We start from the raw sequence: 15,241 nt of genomic DNA on the forward strand, positions 1-15,241 counted from the left end.
AAGGACCATGTTCGATCCAAGTATCCTGACCGGCGGGTTTCCCCTGGCCGCCCTCGTCGCCCTGATCGCAGGCGTCTTTTCCTTCGTCAGCCCCTGCGTGCTGCCGATCGTGCCGTCCTACCTTGCTTACATGGCAGGGGTCGGCATGGGTGACATGGCGGGCGAGGTGCGGGCGCGGCGCGCGGCGCTTCTGGCGGCGGTGTTCTTTGTGCTGGGGTTGTCGACGGTCTTCCTCCTGCTCGGGATTGCCGCCTCCGCGCTCGGGCGCTTCCTGCTGCAGAACCAGGACTGGTTCGCCACCGCCTCCGGCATCGTCATCATGGTCTTCGGCGCGCATTTCATCGGTGTCTACCGCATCCCCTTCCTTGACCGGGAGGCGCGCATCGACGCGGGCGACCGCGGCGGCAGCGCCTTTGGCGCCTACGTCCTGGGGCTCGCCTTCGCGTTCGGCTGGACGCCCTGCATCGGGCCGCAACTGGGCATGATCCTGACTCTCGCGGCCGAGGATGCGAGCCTGCCGCGCGGGGCCGCGCTTCTGGCGGTCTACGCGCTGGGGCTGGGGATCCCCTTCCTTCTGGTCGCGGCCTTCTTCCCGCGCCTCAAGGGCGCGATGGGCTTTCTCAAGCGGAACCTGGAGCAGATCGAGAAGATCATGGGGCTTCTCCTCTGGACTATCGGCCTCCTGATGGCGACGGGCAGTTTCAGCGCGTTTTCCTACTGGCTGCTGGAAACCTTCCCCGCGCTCGGCGTGGTGGGGTAGGGCGCGCGTCCCCGGCGCTTGACATTCCAGGCGTGATTGCCGATAAGCCCGCATCCCGACGGGCCTCAGGCCCGGCCGGGATTCTCTGTTGCAATGACGTCCCCAGGAGGGGGCGCGCTGTCCGAGGCGGCCGAAGGGCCGGAAACACCCGAAGCGGGGGCCACAGGGCGCGGAAACGAAGAAGGAAAGACCCATGTTCGCGGTCCTCAAGACCGGTGGCAAACAGTACAAGGTCCAGGCGGGCGACGTCCTGCGCGTGGAACTTCTGGCCGCCAACGCCGGTGACAAGATTCAGTTCAACGAAGTGCTCATGATCGGTGGCGATGCCCCGGTTCTGGGCAGCCCCCTCGTCGCGGGCGCGGCCGTTCAGGCCGAGGTCATCGACCAGATCAAGGCCGACAAGGTCATCACCTTCTGGAAGCGCCGCCGCAAGCACTCCTCGCAGCGCACCCGTGGCCACCGCCAGAAGCTGACGCTCGTGCGCGTGACGGATATCCTCGCCTCGGGCGCGGAAAAGTCGGGCGTTACGGCAGCGACCGGCACCCACGCCGCCCGCGTCGCGGCGCACAATGCCGAAGCCAAGCCCGCCGAAGCCCCCAAGGCAAAGCGCGCCTCGAAAAAAGCCGAAGCGTAAGGAGTAACACCCCATGGCACATAAAAAAGCAGGCGGTTCCTCCCGCAACGGCCGCGACTCCGCGGGCCGTCGTCTCGGCGTGAAACTGTTCGGCGGCCAGTCGGCCCAGCCGGGCGCCATCATCGTGCGTCAGCGCGGCACCACCTGGTGGCCGGGCGAAGGCGTCGGCATGGGCCGTGACCACACGATCTATGCGACCGTCGATGGCCGCGTGACCTTCAAGCAAGGTCTCAAGGGCCGCACGTTTATTTCGGTCCTCCCTGTGGCGGAGGCCGCCGAGTAAGCCGAACCGTTACAATCGGATTGTAAAGGGGGATCGGCCGAAAGGCCGGTCCCTTTCCTTTTGCCCGGCGCCGCGACGTGGTTCACGGGTCAAGGGGGCGGGCCGGACGATTTGCGCCGCGATTCAGACACGGCAGGGGATTGGTTCCGCCATTCATAGGCCCCATTTGGAAAATAGGGTCGGGTCAGAGCGGCCGAGCGACGGCGCCGGGGGCATAGTATTTCAAGCCCTCCATGCTTTTCGGATCGGCTTCGCCTGCTGCCCCGGCAACGGAGGAGGGAGAGCATGCTTTACGAACAGATCGCGACCTTGCCCGTGATCCGGGCGGAGCGCTTCATGTTGCGCCCGCTAAGGCGGTCCGACGTGGGGCTGATCGGCTTCTACACGGCCGACAAGCGCGTGGCCGAGGCCACCCGGGTCATTCCGCACCCGTTGCCCGCCGGCGCGACCGAGGCTTATGTGGAGCGGTGCCTGAACGAGGGCTGCGGCGAGGATATCTGGGTCATGGATGGCTCGGAACATGGCCTCGATGAGGTTCTGGGCGTCGTCAGCCTGACCCCCATGGACCGCGGGCAGAGCGAGATCGTCTATTGGGTGGCTCCGGCGCTCTGGAACACGGGCCTTGCGTCCGAGGCGGTGGCCGCCATGGTGGAGGCGAACCCCCACCGTGCGCGCACGCTCTTCGCCGAGGTTTTTCAGGATAACCTGGGCTCTGCCCGTGTGCTGACGAACAGCGGTTTTGAGTATCTGGGCGATGCGGAGGCCTATTCGGTCGCGCGTGGCCGCACCGTCCCGACCTGGACCTACGTGCGCAAGATGGCCTGAACGGGTCATCTGCCACATCCGGGACGGCAATCTTGGTTTTTCCTCTGGCTGGGGCAGTTTTGCCCTTGTCCGCCCGCGCTCCCGTCATGCAGGTTCGGCGGGGTCGCGGTCGCGACCTCGGAGGCTAGGGTGACGAACAAGAACGGCAAGGGCAGGGGCCTCCTGTTCGAGGCGGTGCCGGACAGCGGCCAGGTCCGCGTTCGGATCGAGGATAGCGGCCGTCCCACCTACCTTTGGCCCAACCGGACGCTGCTGAGCGAAGGCGCGCTCGACAAGCTGCGCAAGCTTGGCAGCCTGTTCTTCTACCCGCCGCCCCGTCCAGCGGAACAGCGTGGTCTGTCCTGGGTCGTCAACCTATGCGCCGACGCCGACGAATACCGCAGCGGGCTTCTGGGCCTCGACGCGGCGTTCGGGGCGACGCTGCCGATTTTCAACCACCCCCGCGCGGTGGCGCTGACGCGGCGCGATCTTTCGGCGGCGCGGCTTGCCGGGATCGACGGGCTTGTCGTCCCCCGGTGCCACCGTTTCCTGGCGGAGGAGACCGACAGTTTCCAAAAGGCCTTCAAGGACGGCGGCTTCCGCTACCCGGTGCTGGTGCGGCCTGCGGCCTCTCAGACCGGGCGCGACCTGGTGCGGATCGACACGCCCTTCGACTGGCCGAAGGTCTACAAGACCCACTGGTACGGCAAGCCGCATTTCATGACGCAGTTTCACGACACACAGGGGCCGGAGGGCTTCCTGAAGCTGCGCGCGGGCTGGTTCGGCGGCCAGATGCGCGTGCACTCGATCAAACATTCGCAGCACTGGCGGATCAATCACGAGACCGGCGAAACCCCGCCCGACATCTTTGCCGCGCGAGAGGCGGAGCTGGCAGAGCAGCTGGTGGCCGAGGGCCGCCTGGCCGCGGTCATGGCCGAGATCGGAGCGCGCAGCGCGATGGACTTCATCGGGGCTGACCTTGGCCTCGCGCCGGATGGCCGCCTTGTGCTTTTCGAGGCGAACGCGGCGATGACGATGGTCCAGCCGCTCAGTTTCTTCAAGTCTTCCATCGGGAAGGAGCGGTTCCGCAGGCTCCACGGACCGGTGCGCGCGGCGATCGATGCGGCGGTCGACGGCTTCCTTGCCCGCGCCGCGACCGGCGACGCAGGCCCGGCGGCAGCCCTTCCCAGCGTGTCGGAGATTTTCGAACGTGCGCCCTGAGGGATCGTCTGCCTCGACGGGCGGGTGAAAGGCGGGCTCCCGACGCCGTCTCACCCACAGACCTTGCGATTCTTCGCCCAAGCGACTATCGCCTGTCCGATCCGAAAAGGGGCACTGACCATGAAATTCCTCGATCTTGCCAAGGTCTACATCCGCTCTGGTGGCGGAGGCGGGGGATGCGTGTCGTTCCGGCGCGAGAAGTTCGTGGAATTCGGCGGGCCCGACGGCGGCGACGGCGGCAAGGGCGGCTCGGTCTGGGCGGAGGCCGTGGACGGGCTGAACACGCTTATCGACTTTCGTTACCAGCAGCACTTCTTCGCAAAGAACGGCCAGCCCGGCATGGGCCGTCAACGCACCGGCAAGGACGGCGACGACATCGTCCTGAAGGTGCCGGTCGGGACCGAGATTATCGATGAGGACGAGGAAACCCTGATCGCCGACCTGACCGAGGTCGGCCAGCGCGTGTGTCTCGCCAAGGGGGGTAACGGCGGTTTCGGCAACCTGCACTTCAAGTCCTCGACCAACCGTGCGCCGTCGCGTGCCAATCCGGGGCAGGAGGGGATCGAGCGGACGATCTGGCTCCGGCTCAAGCTGATCGCGGATGCGGGGCTGTTGGGCCTTCCGAACGCGGGCAAGTCCACCTTCCTCTCGGCGGTCTCGAACGCGCGGCCGAAGATCGCGGATTACCCCTTCACCACGCTGCACCCCAACCTTGGCGTCGTCGGCGTTGACGGCAAGGAATTCGTCATGGCCGACATCCCGGGCCTGATCGAGGGCGCCTCCGAAGGGCGGGGCCTGGGCGACCTGTTCCTGGGCCATGTCGAGCGCTGCTCGGTCCTGCTGCATCTGGTGGACGGAACATCCTCAACGATCACAAAGGATTACCGGACGATCCTGCAGGAACTTGAGGCCTACTCTCCAGAGCTGGCCGCCAAGCCCCGGATCACCGCGCTGAACAAGATCGACGCGCTTGACGCCAAGACCCTGGCGGGGCGCAAGCGGTCACTTGAAAAGGCGGTGGGCGCGCCGGTGTTCCTGATCTCCGGCGCGGCGAAGAAAGGCCTGACGGAGGTCCTGCGCGCGCTCTGGGCCGAAATCGCGGCGGATCGCGCCGTCTCCCCCGAGGTGAAGGCATGGCAGCCCTGAGCCCCGATGTCGCCGGTGCGCGGCGGCTGGTGGTCAAGATCGGCTCCGCCCTGTTGGTGGACCGCGAGCGCGGGTTGAAGATCGATTGGCTGAAGGGCCTGGCCGAGGACGTGGCCGCCGCCCGCGCGCGGGGCACGCAGGTTATCCTGGTCTCGTCCGGCTCCATCGCCTTGGGGCGCGGGGCGCTGGGTCTGCCCTGGGGGGCGCTGACACTGGACCAGAGCCAGGCGGCCGCAGCTGTGGGTCAGATCCGGCTGGCCCGCGCCTATGAGGAAGTGCTTGCCCCGCACGGGATCCCGACGGGCCAGGTGCTGGTCACGCTGGAGGATACTGAGGACCGGCGGCGCTACCTCAACTCCCGCGCGACGATGGAAACGCTTCTGTCACTGGGCGTCGTGCCGATCGTGAACGAGAACGACACCGTGGCGACGGACGAGATCCGCTTTGGCGACAACGACCGTCTGGCCGCGCAGATCGCGGTGACGATCGGGGCCGATCAGCTTGTTCTGTTGTCGGACGTGGACGGGTTCTATTCCGCCAATCCGAAAGAGGACCCCAGCGCCACCCGCTTTGAGGTGGTGGAGCGGATCACGCCCGCGATCGAGGCGATGGCGGGTGATCCGGTCTCCGGCCTGTCGAAGGGCGGGATGAAGACGAAATTGCTGGCGGCCAAGACCTCTGTCGCGGGGGGCTGTGCCATGGCGATCATGGAGGGCTCCGTCCTGCGGCCGCTCAGCGCACTGGCGGGTGGGGCGAACCGGACCTGGTTCCTGCCCGACGGCGACCCGCAAGCCGCGCGCAAGCGCTGGATCGCGGCGATGAAACCGCGCGGGGAGTTGCGGCTGGACGCGGGCGCCGTGGCCGCGCTGAGCGCGGGAAAGTCGCTTCTGGCGGCGGGGGTGATCGCGGTTACGGGCCGTTTCGGGCGTGGCGATCCGGTCGCGATCCTTGGCCCCGACGGTGAGGCCTTGGCCAAGGGACTGGTGCGTTATTCCGCGACCGAGGCGCAGGCCATCGCCGGGCGCCGCTCGGGTGACATCGAGGCCATTCTGGGCTATGCCGGGCGCGGACCGGTGGTGCATCGCGACGACATGGCCCTGTGACGATGGTTCTGTGACGTCGGTGCTTTGCCCCGGCCGGGGATGCCTCCGGCGGGAGTATTTGGGCCAGAATGAAGAGGCGGCGGGTGAAAGATATGGATGACATCGCGGCGATGATGGCTGGGATCGGCGCGCGGGCGAAGGAAGCGGCGGCGGAACTGGCCTGTGCCCCCGCGCATGCCCGGCAAGCCGCGCTGGAGGCGGCGGCGGAGGCCGTGGCGGCCGGCGAGGCCGCGATCATCGCGGCCAATGCCGAGGATCTGGCCTTTGGCCGCGAAAAGGGCCTGAGCTCGGCGATGATGGACCGGCTTATGCTCGATGGCACCCGGATCGGCGCCATTGTCAGCGGGCTCCGGGCCGTTGCCGCGCAGAAGGACCCGGTGGGTGAGGTCATCGCCGAATGGGACATGCCTTCCGGCCTCAACATCCGGCGTGTGCGCACGCCGCTGGGCGTGATCGGCGTGATCTATGAAAGCCGCCCGAACGTGACGGCGGACGCGGGCGCGCTTTGCCTGAAATCCGGCAATGCCGTCATCCTGCGCGGCGGGTCGGAAAGCTTCCATTCCAGCCGTGCGATTCACGCCTGCCTGGTGCAGGGTCTGAAGGCTGCGGGCCTGCCGGAAGCTGCGATCCAGCTTGTCCCGACGCGCGACCGGGCCGCCGTGGCCGAGATGCTGCGCGCGGTCGGCACCATTGACGTCATCGTGCCTCGTGGCGGCAAGGGCCTTGTCGGTCTGGTCCAGGCCGAGGCGCGCGTGCCGGTCTTCGCGCATCTGGAGGGGATCTGCCACGTCTATGTCGATCGCGCCGCCGATCCTGAGATGGCGCGCAAGGTGGTGATGAACGCCAAGACCCGCCGTACCGGCATCTGCGGGGCGGCGGAATGCCTGCTGGTCCATCGCGACGTGGCGGCTACCCTTGGCCAGCAGATCGTCGAAGACCTGATGGCGGCCGGTGTCGAGGTGCGGGCCGAGGGGATGCGCGGCTCCCGACCCGCGACGGCGGAGGATTTCGGACGCGAGTTCCTGGATATGATCATCGCCGCGCGCGTGGTCGATGATATCGACGGCGCGATCGCGCATATCCGCACCTACGGCTCTTCGCATACCGAGGCGATCCTGACCGAGGATGACGCGGCGGCGGAGCGGTTCTTCGCCCGGCTCGACAGCGCGATTCTGATGCGCAACGCGTCGACCCAGTTCGCCGATGGCGGGGAGTTCGGCATGGGCGCGGAAATCGGGATCGCCACGGGCAAGATGCATGCGCGGGGACCCGTGGGGGCCGAGCAGCTGACGAGCTTCAAGTACCTGGTCGATGGGCACGGCGCGGTCCGGGCCTGAGTGCCACGGGACCATTGACGGGATCAGAAGCGGATGTCGATCCGGGTTTCGTCCCGCTCCAGCAGAAGGGCGCGGCCAAGCGCGCCGGCCTCGATCGGGGCCAGCGCGAACTGGACCTGCGCGGCGGAGACGGGTGCGCCCCCGCCCTCAAACCGCTGCCAAAGCGCTGCGTCGATCTTCAGCGTGTCGGCGCGCGCGGCGAGCCGCCAGTGCCCATCGGCTTCGGTGATGGTGACGGTTCCGCCAAAGGGCATCGCGCTTTCGCAGCATTGAAGAAGAAGGAAGGCAAGCTTTACCAGGCCGCGCGGCTGGTCGCCCGCCGGCTGCCAGTCGTAGCGCAGCCGGCCTGCCCGCGTCAGGTCCGACAGGACGGCGCGCACCTCGGACGGGCCGACGCGATGATCCTGCGGCGCGGCACCGAAGGCGATGCGGAAGAACCGGATACGCGCGTTTGCGGCAGCGACGCTTTCGGCAATCAGCGTGACCTCTGGCCCGGCGGTTCCCGCCATCTCCAGCAATTCGACACCATTGCCGATGGCGCCGATCGGACTGATAAGATCGTGGCACATGCGCGAGCCGATAAGCGCGGCAAGCTCGGCCGTATCATGCGGCATGGACAGACCTCGGAGGATGCATGAAGGGACTGAACGCGATGCTTGAGCCGGGAATGACCGTGCGGAACCCGGCCGCGCCCGACTGGGGTCTGGGCCAGGTCCAGTCGCGGATCGGGGCCCGCATAACCGTGAATTTCGAACATGCCGGCAAAGTGGTCATCAACGGACTTGAGGTGGAACTTGAACCCGTCTTCGGGGAAGATAGTTGACGAAAGGTTAATGCCGCAAGCGATTGCAACTCTTGCGTGTGATGGCCCGGGCGCCGGACATGATTCCGTTGCAAAAGATGCGCATGGTGCCTAAATCGCGCATCACCCCAAGGAGCAACCGTGCTGGACCGGCCGATGATCCCCGAGACCTCGCCCCTCACAATCCGCCTGGCTGAGACCGAGCAGGATTTTCTGGCCGCGCAACGCCTGCGCTATGCGGTCTTCGTGGAGGAACTGGGCGGTGACGGGCCGATGGTGGACCATGCCAACCGGCTTGAGCGGGACGAGTTCGACGCCGTGAACGATCACCTGATCCTTGTGGACAGCCGGCGCGATGCGGCGGCACTGGATCATGTCGTGGCCGTCTACCGGCTTTTCCCCGGGGAGCGCGCGGCGGACTTTGGGCGTTTCTACTGCGATGCGGAATACGATCTGACGAAGCTACGCGCCTCGGGGCGCAGGCTGCTGGAACTGGGGCGGTCCTGCGTGCATCCAGACTACCGCACCGGATCGGCCATGTTCCTGATGTGGAACGGGCTCTCCGAATACGTTCTGGAGCGCGACATCGAGGTGATGTTCGGCGTGGCAAGCTTCCATGGCACGGATATCGAGGCGCTGAAGGCTCCGCTGTCCTGGCTGCACCGTCACCACCTGGCGCCGGAGCCTCTGCGGGTGCGCGTGGTGGAGGGGCATTTCCAACCCATGGACCTGCTGCCGGCCGAGGCGCTGGACAAGCGCGCGGCGCTTGGCGCGATGCCCGCGCTGATGAAAGCCTACTTGCGGCTCGGCGGCTTCGTGGGCGAGGGTGCGTTTGTCGATTACGCCTTCAATACGACCGACGTTATGCTGCTGATGGATACCGCGGCGATGAGCGCCAAGCACAAGGGCTTCTACGTCCGCAAGTTCGAGGCGAAGGTTTGACCACCTGGCGCAGCAAGGATGCGCCCGAAGCCCCGCGCATCGGTCCGCTCGGCTGGGCTGTCGCAGGTGTGCGCGGTCTGACGCTGGGAACGGTCACCTATGGTTCGCTTGCGGTGCTGCTGGCGCTCAGGCTGGTAGAGGCGCCGGTCTTTCGCCACCGCCGTCCGCTGAGTCCGTTCGTCACACAGTTCGTCTGCCGCTCGGCCTTCGTCATCCTGGGGATGCGCTACCGGGTTCGCGGCCAGCCCATGCGCGAACGGGGGGCGATCGTCGCCAACCACGCCTCATGGCTTGATATCTTTACGCTCAACGCCTGCCAGCGGATCTATTTCGTCTCCAAGTCGGAGGTGGCGCGCTGGCCAGGGATCGGCTGGCTTGCGCGCGCGACGGGCACGGTCTTCATCGCCCGTGATCCGCGCCAGGCCAAGGACCAGCAGCGCGTGATCGAGAGCCGTCTGCGCGCGGGCAACAGGCTTGTGATCTTCCCCGAGGGGACCTCGACCGACGGGTTGAGGGTGCTGCCCTTCAAGCCGACGCTGTTCCAGGCCTTCTACACCCACGGGCTGGACCACGTGATGCACATCCAGCCCGTCTCGGTCGTCTACCGGGCGCCGGAGGGGCGGGAGCCGCGCTTCTACGGGTGGTGGGGCGATATGGCGTTCGCGCCCCATTTCCTCAAGTCGCTCGCGACGCTGCGCCACGGCGAGGTTGAGGTGATCTTCCATGACCCCGTGGCCGTCGATGCCTTCCCCTCGCGCAAGGAGCTTGCGCGGCACTGCGAAGAGATCGTCCGCCAGGGGTTGGAACAGAGGCTTGCGCCTGAGACGCGTTAGAGGATCGGTGCCAGAAGGCGTTTAGCGGCTGCGGCAGGGTCCTCGCTTGACCAGATCTCGTCGCCGACGGCGAAGAAATCGGTGACCGGCGCCAGGCTTTCGACAAGTTCCAGCGTCAGCCCGCCTTCGGCGATGATCGGTACCTCGACCATGGCCGACCACCAGTCGAAAAGGTCGCGGTCGGCCACTGCGTCTGCGCCAAGCGCGACGGCGCCCACCGGCCCGAAGGCCACATAGTCGGCCCCGGCCTCGCCGGCGTTGATGCCCTCGTGGCGGGTGTTGCCGCAGTAGGAGCCGACGATCGCGTCCGCGCCAAGCGCCTTGCGCGCCGTGCGGATCGAGCGCGCGCCATCGGTCAGGTGGACGCCGTCCAGCCCGTGGCGCTCGGCGATCTGCACATGCGTCTCGATCACCACCGGGATATCGCGGTCATGGGCGACAAGGCGCACGGCATCGGCGGCCCGTGCGATGCGGTCCTCGTCCCGCGTGGCCAGAGACAGGCGGATGCAAGCGGTCTCGACCGCGTCCAGAACCGAGGACAGCGCGTCCGAGAAGGTCTCCAGGTCGATCTCCGCCGGGGTGATCAGGCACAGTTGCGGGAGGTCCTTGTCAGACATGCCGGGCTCCGAAGCGATGGTTTCGACGGGAATTAGCCCAGATCGCGGGGGAAGTCCAAGGGCGTGTTGGGGCGGGCGTTCTTGTCAGGCCCGGCACAAGGTCGTATCAGGCGCCAAAGCCGCAGGACCCCAAGATGACCGACGCCCAACCCGCCTTCGTTCTCGTCCGCCCGCAGATGGGCGAAAACATCGGCGCCGCCGCGCGCGCGATGCTGAACTTCGGGCTGAGCCGCATGCGCCTTGTCGATCCGCGTGACGGCTGGCCCAACCCGCGCGCCGTCGCGATGGCCTCTGGCGCGGCGAGCCGGGTGCTGGACCACGCAGGCGTCTTCGCGACCCTGCCCGAGGCGGTTTCCGACTGCGCCTATGTCTTCGCCACCACCGCCCGGTCGCGCGACCTGACCAAGCCGGTGATGACACCGGAGCGCGCGATGGAGCACGCCCGCGCGCTGATCGCCTCGGGCCAGAAGGTGGCGATCCTTTTCGGGCCCGAGCGCACGGGGCTTGAAAACCCCGACATCGTGCGGGCGAACGCGATCATCTCGATCCCCGTCAATCCCGAGTTTGCCTCGCTCAACCTCGGGCAGGCGGTGTTGCTCTGCGCCTACGAATGGCTGCGCCAGGGCGACACCCGCCCGGCAGAGGTGCTGGAACTGGCAGGAACCGAGCTTGCGCCCGCCATCGAGATCGAACGCCTGGGCGATCATTTCGAGGAACGGCTGGAGGAGGCGGGCTTCTTCTTCCCCGCCACCAAGGCCGAGGGGATGAAGCTGAACCTGAGGAACCTCTGGAGCCGGATGCCGCTGACCCGCGCCGATGTGCAGACGCTTCACGGGGCGCTGCGCCAGCTCCTTCGCAAGCGTGACGGCTAAAGCGCGGCCGCGCCCCTTGAAGCGGCGCGCGCGCGCGCCTAGTGTCCCGCCGATCAAGGAGCGGGACATGGCCGGGCAAAGAAAGCTGTTCGAAGAGGTTGGGTCTGAATCCAAGACCGCGCAGACGCCGCAGGGCGGAATGATCGACGCGGGCAAACGCGGCGCGCGGGGAGGCGTCCGGGCCTGGCTTGCGGTGATCTTCGTGCTGGTCGTGGCGATGATCGCGGTGGGCGGGCTGACCCGGCTGACTGACAGCGGGCTGTCGATCACAGAATGGCGCCCTGTGACGGGGGCAGTGCCGCCGATGACCGAGGCCGACTGGCAGGCGGAGTTCGCCAAGTACCAGTCGAGCCCCGAATTCCAGTTGCAGAACCACCAGATGGGTCTTGAGGACTTCAAGTCCATCTACTGGTGGGAATGGGGGCACCGTCAGCTTGGCCGCGTGATCGGGTTGGTCTGGGCGCTGGGGTTCGTCTTCTTCTGGGTGGCGAGGCGCATCCCGGTCGGCTGGACCGGACGGCTTCTGGCGTTGGGCGGGCTGGGTGGCCTGCAAGGCGCGATCGGCTGGTGGATGGTCTCATCGGGCCTGACGGGGCGCATGGTCGATGTCGCCTCCTACCGGCTTGCCACGCATCTGGGGCTGGCCTTCGCGATCCTTGGCCTGATCGCCTGGTATGTGCTGTCGCTGTCGCGGACCGAGGCCGCGCTGATGCAGGCCCGCCGCGGGCGCGAGGGCAAGCTCTTTTCGCTGTCGACGGGGCTCATGCACCTGACCTTCGTGCAGATCCTGCTGGGCGCGCTGGTGGCCGGGATCGACGCGGGCCGGGCATTTCCGACCTGGCCGCTCATGGGCGACAGCTTCTTTCCGGCCGATGCCTTCTATGTGCCCGATGGCGGCGGCAGTTGGCGGGCCTTTTTCGAGAACCCCGGCCTTGTCCAGTTCGTGCATCGGATGGTGGCCTATCTTGCGCTTGTCTTCGGCGCGGTCGTCTGGTGGCGCGGCCGGGGATCGGCGCATCCGCTGACCAAGGGGGCCTTTGATCTTGTGGGCGTGGTGCTCCTGGCGCAGGTCATACTCGGCATTTTCACGGTGCTGCATGCCGCGCCCTTGGGCCTTGGGTTGGCGCATCAGCTGGGCGCGGTCGCGCTTTGGGTCGCGGTCATCCGTGCCCGCCACCGCGCACAATATCCGATCGTTCAGTCCGTCCGGGGGGCAAGATGACCGCGTTTGCCGACCTCATGGCCTTCCAGCGCGAGACGGAGGCGCTGGGACAGATCGCCGGCCGGCTGGGCTGGGATCAGGAAACCATGATGCCCGAGGGCGCAGCCGAACAGCGCGGCGAAGAGATGGCGGCGATCGAGGGTGTGCTGCATTCAAGGCGCACCGATCCGCGGGTGGGCGAATGGCTCGCCGCGGCGCAGGCGCCGGACGCCGGCGGGCAGCGCGCGCTGGACCTGATCGCGCGGGCCTATGGGCGCAATGCCTGCCTTCCCGCCCGGCTCGCTTCCGAGATCGCGCGGGTGACGAGCATCGCGCAGGGCACCTGGGCCGAAGCGCGCGCCCGCGACGATGTCGCGCATTTCCTGCCGACGCTGGAAAAGGTCGTGGCCCTGAAACGCGAGGCGGGCCAGGCGCTGGCCGCGGGCGGCTACGGCGGGGGCGATGTCTATGACGCCCTGCTGGACGATTACGAGCCCGGCGCAACCGGCGACGGCATTGCCGCGATCTTCGGGCGCATGCGCCCGCGTCTTGTTGCCCTGCGCGAGGCGCTTCTGGGCGCCCGCCACGCGCCGGAGCCGCTGGCCCACAGCTTCGGCAAGGATGGCCAGATGGCGCTGGCGCGCGAACTGGCCACCGCCTTCGGCTACGACTGGAACCGCGGGCGGCTGGATCTGGCGGTGCATCCGTTTTCCTCCGGCTCCGGCAATGACGCGCGCATCACGACCCGGGTCGCGGAGACGGACCCCTTCAACTGCTTCTACTCCACGATCCACGAGGTCGGCCACGCCTGCTATGAGCTTGGCATCGATCAGGCCTATCTGCTGACCCCGCTGGGCGCGGGCGTCTCCATGGGGGTCCATGAAAGCCAGAGCCGGATCTACGAAAACCAGCTTGGCCGCTCGCGCGCCTTTACCGGCTGGCTTTACGAGCGGATGCGGGAAACCTTCGGCGATTTCGGCCTGCGCGACGCCGACAGCTTTTACCGTACCGTCAACCGGGTCCAGCCCGGCTTCATCCGGACCGAGGCGGACGAGGTTCATTACAACCTGCACATCATGATGCGTTTCGACCTGGAGCGTCAGCTGATGTCGGGCGCGCTGGCCGTGGCCGACCTGGAGGAGGCCTGGAATACCCGTTTCCACGCCGACTTCGGCGTCCGCGTCGACAGGCCCTCGCATGGCGTCTTGCAGGATGTGCACTGGTCGGTGGGTCTCTTTGGCTATTTCCCGACCTACGCGCTTGGCAATGTCTACGCGGGTTGTCTGAACAAGGCGCTGCGCGCGGCCGTGCCGGATCTGGATGAGGGTCTGGCGCGCGGCGACGCTTCGCCCGCGACCGGCTGGCTGCGGGAGAACCTTCAGCGCCATGGCGGGCTTTACGCCCCCGCCGAGGTCGTCGAGCGCGCCTGTGGCTTTGCGCCCGACGAGGGGCCGCTTCTCGATTACCTCGACGCGAAGTTCCGCGCGCTTTACGGGATTTAGTCCGGATGTCGCGCGACGAAAGCCGCGGTGTCTGGATCCTTGCCGTGGGCCAGACCGCGGGCTTCGCCGCGCTCCTCTACATGTTCGGCGCGATCATCCTGGCGCTGGAGGACGGAAGCGGCTGGAGCCGCGCCGAGCTTGCGCTGGGACCGACGCTGGCGCTTCTGGCGCAGGCGGCCCTGGCGCCGTTTTCGGGGCGGCTGGTCGATGGCGGCCATGGCGGGCGGCTACTGGCGGGCGCTGCGCTTCTGGGGGCGGCTTGCCTGGCGCTGCTTTCGCAGGTCACGCATCTGGCGGCCTGGTATGCGATCTGGATGGTCCTCGGCGCCGCGCAGGCCGCGAGCCTTTATGAGACCTGCTTTTCCTTCCTTCTGCGCCGTCTGGGGCCGGAGGCGCGCCGCGCGATCATCCGGGTCACGCTGGTGGCGGGGTTGGCCTCCACCTTCGCCTTTCCCATCGGCGCCTGGGCGGGGGAGGCGCTTGGCTGGCGCGGCGCGATCCTGCTTTTCGCGGGTATCGAGGCGCTGATCACGCTTCCCGCCAACATTATCGGCGTCCGCCTTCTCAGACGCGGCGAGCGGCGCGGGGGCGAACGGGCGGAACTTAGGGCGGGTGCGGTCCGCGCGGTGCTGCGCCGGCCGGAGTTCTGGGCGCTTGCGCTCTATTTCGGGCTGATGATGGGCAACCATATGATGCTGACGACCTACGCCCTGCCGATCCTGACGGAGCGGGGCGCGGCCCATGCGCTGGCGGTGCTTGTCGCCTCCTCCGTCGGGCCGATGCAGGTGGCGGGGCGGCTTCTGCTGACGCTGCCGGGGCTGCGCGTGGGGACGGGGACGCTTTCGCGGGTCATCGCGCTGGGGATGAGCGGGTCGAGCTTCGCGCTGTTGGTCGCGGCGGGCGACTGGTGGCTCTTCGCGATTTATGCCGTGGGGCAGGGCGCCTCGATCGGGGTACAGTCGGTCCTGCGCCCGTTGATCACCGCCGAGGCCCTGGGTCAGGAAAATTTCGGTGCGATCAGCGGCGCGCTGGCGATGGCACCCCTTGGCGCGGGGGCGGTCGCGCCCTTCCTGGGCGCGATCCTGATCGGGGCGGGGGGCGTGACGCTTCTCCTGTCGGTCACGCTTGGCTTTGCGCTGCTGGCGTTCGCGATCGGGCTTTGGCTGCGGGCGCGCGGGATCTGA

17 protein-coding genes are annotated in these 15,241 nt (G+C 67.6%); 15 read left to right on the forward strand and 2 right to left on the reverse strand.

The features are described from left to right. The first annotated feature begins 7 nt into the window (after window positions 1–7). From OE647_RS05390 to OE647_RS05425, 8 genes are all read left to right on the forward strand, one after another. Entirely contained in the window at window positions 8–760 is a 753-nt protein-coding gene (locus OE647_RS05390; RefSeq protein ID WP_263720664.1) for a cytochrome c biogenesis CcdA family protein, read from the forward strand. A gap of 193 nt (window positions 761–953) precedes the next feature. Next, on the forward strand, window positions 954–1,394 hold the full coding sequence (rplU, locus tag OE647_RS05395; RefSeq protein WP_263720665.1) for a 50S ribosomal protein L21: 441 nt from the start codon (window positions 954–956) through the stop codon (window positions 1,392–1,394). A gap of 13 nt (window positions 1,395–1,407) precedes the next feature. Continuing rightward, window positions 1,408–1,677 (forward strand): 50S ribosomal protein L27, encoded by a 270-nt coding sequence (gene rpmA, locus OE647_RS05400; protein WP_263720667.1) that lies wholly within the window; start codon window positions 1,408–1,410, stop codon window positions 1,675–1,677. Between the two features lie 285 nt (window positions 1,678–1,962). Next, a complete protein-coding gene (locus OE647_RS05405; protein WP_263720668.1) occupies window positions 1,963–2,502 on the forward strand; it encodes a GNAT family N-acetyltransferase in 540 nt (179 codons plus the stop codon). A 129-nt stretch (window positions 2,503–2,631) separates the two neighbouring features. Beyond that, on the forward strand, window positions 2,632–3,702 hold the full coding sequence (locus tag OE647_RS05410; RefSeq protein ID WP_263720670.1) for an ATP-grasp domain-containing protein: 1,071 nt from the start codon (window positions 2,632–2,634) through the stop codon (window positions 3,700–3,702). A 120-nt stretch (window positions 3,703–3,822) separates the two neighbouring features. Next, a complete protein-coding gene (obgE, locus tag OE647_RS05415; RefSeq protein WP_263720671.1) occupies window positions 3,823–4,848 on the forward strand; it encodes a GTPase ObgE in 1,026 nt (341 codons plus the stop codon). After that, window positions 4,836–5,951, forward strand: a complete 1,116-nt coding sequence (gene proB / locus OE647_RS05420; RefSeq protein ID WP_263720672.1) for a glutamate 5-kinase — start codon at window positions 4,836–4,838, stop codon at window positions 5,949–5,951. The genes obgE and proB overlap by 13 nt, the downstream gene beginning before the upstream one ends. Window positions 5,952–6,034: 83 nt before the next feature. Beyond that, on the forward strand, window positions 6,035–7,288 hold the full coding sequence (locus OE647_RS05425) for a glutamate-5-semialdehyde dehydrogenase (RefSeq protein ID WP_263720673.1): 1,254 nt from the start codon (window positions 6,035–6,037) through the stop codon (window positions 7,286–7,288). A gap of 23 nt (window positions 7,289–7,311) precedes the next feature. Here the strand turns inward: OE647_RS05425 and OE647_RS05430 are convergent, their stop codons facing one another. Next, entirely contained in the window at window positions 7,312–7,902 is a 591-nt protein-coding gene (locus OE647_RS05430) for a histidine phosphotransferase family protein (protein WP_263720674.1), read from the reverse strand. 20 nt (window positions 7,903–7,922) lie between these two features. On the opposite strand from OE647_RS05430, the gene OE647_RS05435 reads away from it, so the two are divergent. The 3 genes from OE647_RS05435 to olsA all read left to right on the forward strand — a co-directional run bounded on the left by OE647_RS05435 (window position 7,923) and on the right by olsA (window position 9,865). Continuing rightward, window positions 7,923–8,111, forward strand: a complete 189-nt coding sequence (locus OE647_RS05435) for a DUF3553 domain-containing protein (protein ID WP_263720675.1) — start codon at window positions 7,923–7,925, stop codon at window positions 8,109–8,111. A gap of 135 nt (window positions 8,112–8,246) precedes the next feature. Continuing rightward, complete coding sequence (gene olsB / locus OE647_RS05440; RefSeq protein ID WP_263720897.1) at window positions 8,247–9,032, forward strand: L-ornithine N(alpha)-acyltransferase; 786 nt, start codon at window positions 8,247–8,249, stop codon at window positions 9,030–9,032. After that, window positions 9,029–9,865: a lyso-ornithine lipid O-acyltransferase gene (gene olsA, locus OE647_RS05445; protein ID WP_263720676.1), complete on the forward strand. Its 837-nt coding sequence runs from the start codon at window positions 9,029–9,031 to the stop codon at window positions 9,863–9,865. Before olsB ends, olsA begins: the two co-directional genes overlap by 4 nt. Here olsA and OE647_RS05450 read toward each other — a convergent pair. Then, on the reverse strand, window positions 9,862–10,482 hold the full coding sequence (locus OE647_RS05450; RefSeq protein WP_263720677.1) for a thiamine phosphate synthase: 621 nt from the start codon (window positions 10,480–10,482) through the stop codon (window positions 9,862–9,864). The two genes, olsA and OE647_RS05450, sit on opposite strands and share 4 nt — an antisense overlap. Before the next feature lie 134 nt (window positions 10,483–10,616). Here OE647_RS05450 and OE647_RS05455 point away from each other — a divergent pair, with 134 nt between their 5' ends. The 4 genes from OE647_RS05455 (at window position 10,617) to OE647_RS05470 (ending at window position 15,241) form a co-directional block, all read left to right on the forward strand. Then, window positions 10,617–11,354 carry an RNA methyltransferase gene (locus tag OE647_RS05455; protein WP_263720678.1) on the forward strand — a complete coding sequence of 246 codons (738 nt, stop codon included), beginning with the start codon at window positions 10,617–10,619 and terminating at the stop codon, window positions 11,352–11,354. A gap of 67 nt (window positions 11,355–11,421) precedes the next feature. Continuing rightward, entirely contained in the window at window positions 11,422–12,576 is a 1,155-nt protein-coding gene (ctaA, locus tag OE647_RS05460) for a heme A synthase (protein ID WP_263720679.1), read from the forward strand. Continuing rightward, window positions 12,573–14,057 carry a carboxypeptidase M32 gene (locus OE647_RS05465; protein WP_263720680.1) on the forward strand — a complete coding sequence of 495 codons (1,485 nt, stop codon included), beginning with the start codon at window positions 12,573–12,575 and terminating at the stop codon, window positions 14,055–14,057. The genes ctaA and OE647_RS05465 overlap by 4 nt, the downstream gene beginning before the upstream one ends. Before the next feature lie 5 nt (window positions 14,058–14,062). Continuing rightward, window positions 14,063–15,241 (forward strand): MFS transporter, encoded by a 1,179-nt coding sequence (locus OE647_RS05470; protein WP_263720681.1) that lies wholly within the window; start codon window positions 14,063–14,065, stop codon window positions 15,239–15,241.

The sequence above is a fragment of the Albidovulum sediminicola genome, from assembly GCF_025751575.1.
Lineage (GTDB): Bacteria > Pseudomonadota > Alphaproteobacteria > Rhodobacterales > Rhodobacteraceae > Albidovulum > Albidovulum sediminicola.

Excerpts from the sequence above, each read along its gene's own strand:
- OE647_RS05450 (WP_263720677.1), bottom strand. The coding sequence starts at position 10,482 with ATGTCTGACAAGGACCTCCCGCAACTGTGCCTGATCACCCCGGCGGAG.
- ctaA (WP_263720679.1), top strand. The coding sequence starts at position 11,422 with ATGGCCGGGCAAAGAAAGCTGTTCGAAGAGGTTGGGTCTGAATCCAAG.
- olsB (WP_263720897.1), top strand. The coding sequence starts at position 8,247 with ATGATCCCCGAGACCTCGCCCCTCACAATCCGCCTGGCTGAGACCGAG.
- rpmA (WP_263720667.1), top strand. The coding sequence starts at position 1,408 with ATGGCACATAAAAAAGCAGGCGGTTCCTCCCGCAACGGCCGCGACTCC.
- OE647_RS05390 (WP_263720664.1), top strand. The coding sequence starts at position 8 with ATGTTCGATCCAAGTATCCTGACCGGCGGGTTTCCCCTGGCCGCCCTC.
- obgE (WP_263720671.1), top strand. The coding sequence starts at position 3,823 with ATGAAATTCCTCGATCTTGCCAAGGTCTACATCCGCTCTGGTGGCGGA.
- OE647_RS05470 (WP_263720681.1), top strand. The coding sequence starts at position 14,063 with ATGTCGCGCGACGAAAGCCGCGGTGTCTGGATCCTTGCCGTGGGCCAG.
- OE647_RS05405 (WP_263720668.1), top strand. The coding sequence starts at position 1,963 with ATGCTTTACGAACAGATCGCGACCTTGCCCGTGATCCGGGCGGAGCGC.
- OE647_RS05455 (WP_263720678.1), top strand. The coding sequence starts at position 10,617 with ATGACCGACGCCCAACCCGCCTTCGTTCTCGTCCGCCCGCAGATGGGC.
- OE647_RS05465 (WP_263720680.1), top strand. The coding sequence starts at position 12,573 with ATGACCGCGTTTGCCGACCTCATGGCCTTCCAGCGCGAGACGGAGGCG.
- OE647_RS05435 (WP_263720675.1), top strand. The coding sequence starts at position 7,923 with ATGAAGGGACTGAACGCGATGCTTGAGCCGGGAATGACCGTGCGGAAC.
- rplU (WP_263720665.1), top strand. The coding sequence starts at position 954 with ATGTTCGCGGTCCTCAAGACCGGTGGCAAACAGTACAAGGTCCAGGCG.
- proB (WP_263720672.1), top strand. The coding sequence starts at position 4,836 with ATGGCAGCCCTGAGCCCCGATGTCGCCGGTGCGCGGCGGCTGGTGGTC.
- OE647_RS05430 (WP_263720674.1), bottom strand. The coding sequence starts at position 7,902 with ATGCCGCATGATACGGCCGAGCTTGCCGCGCTTATCGGCTCGCGCATG.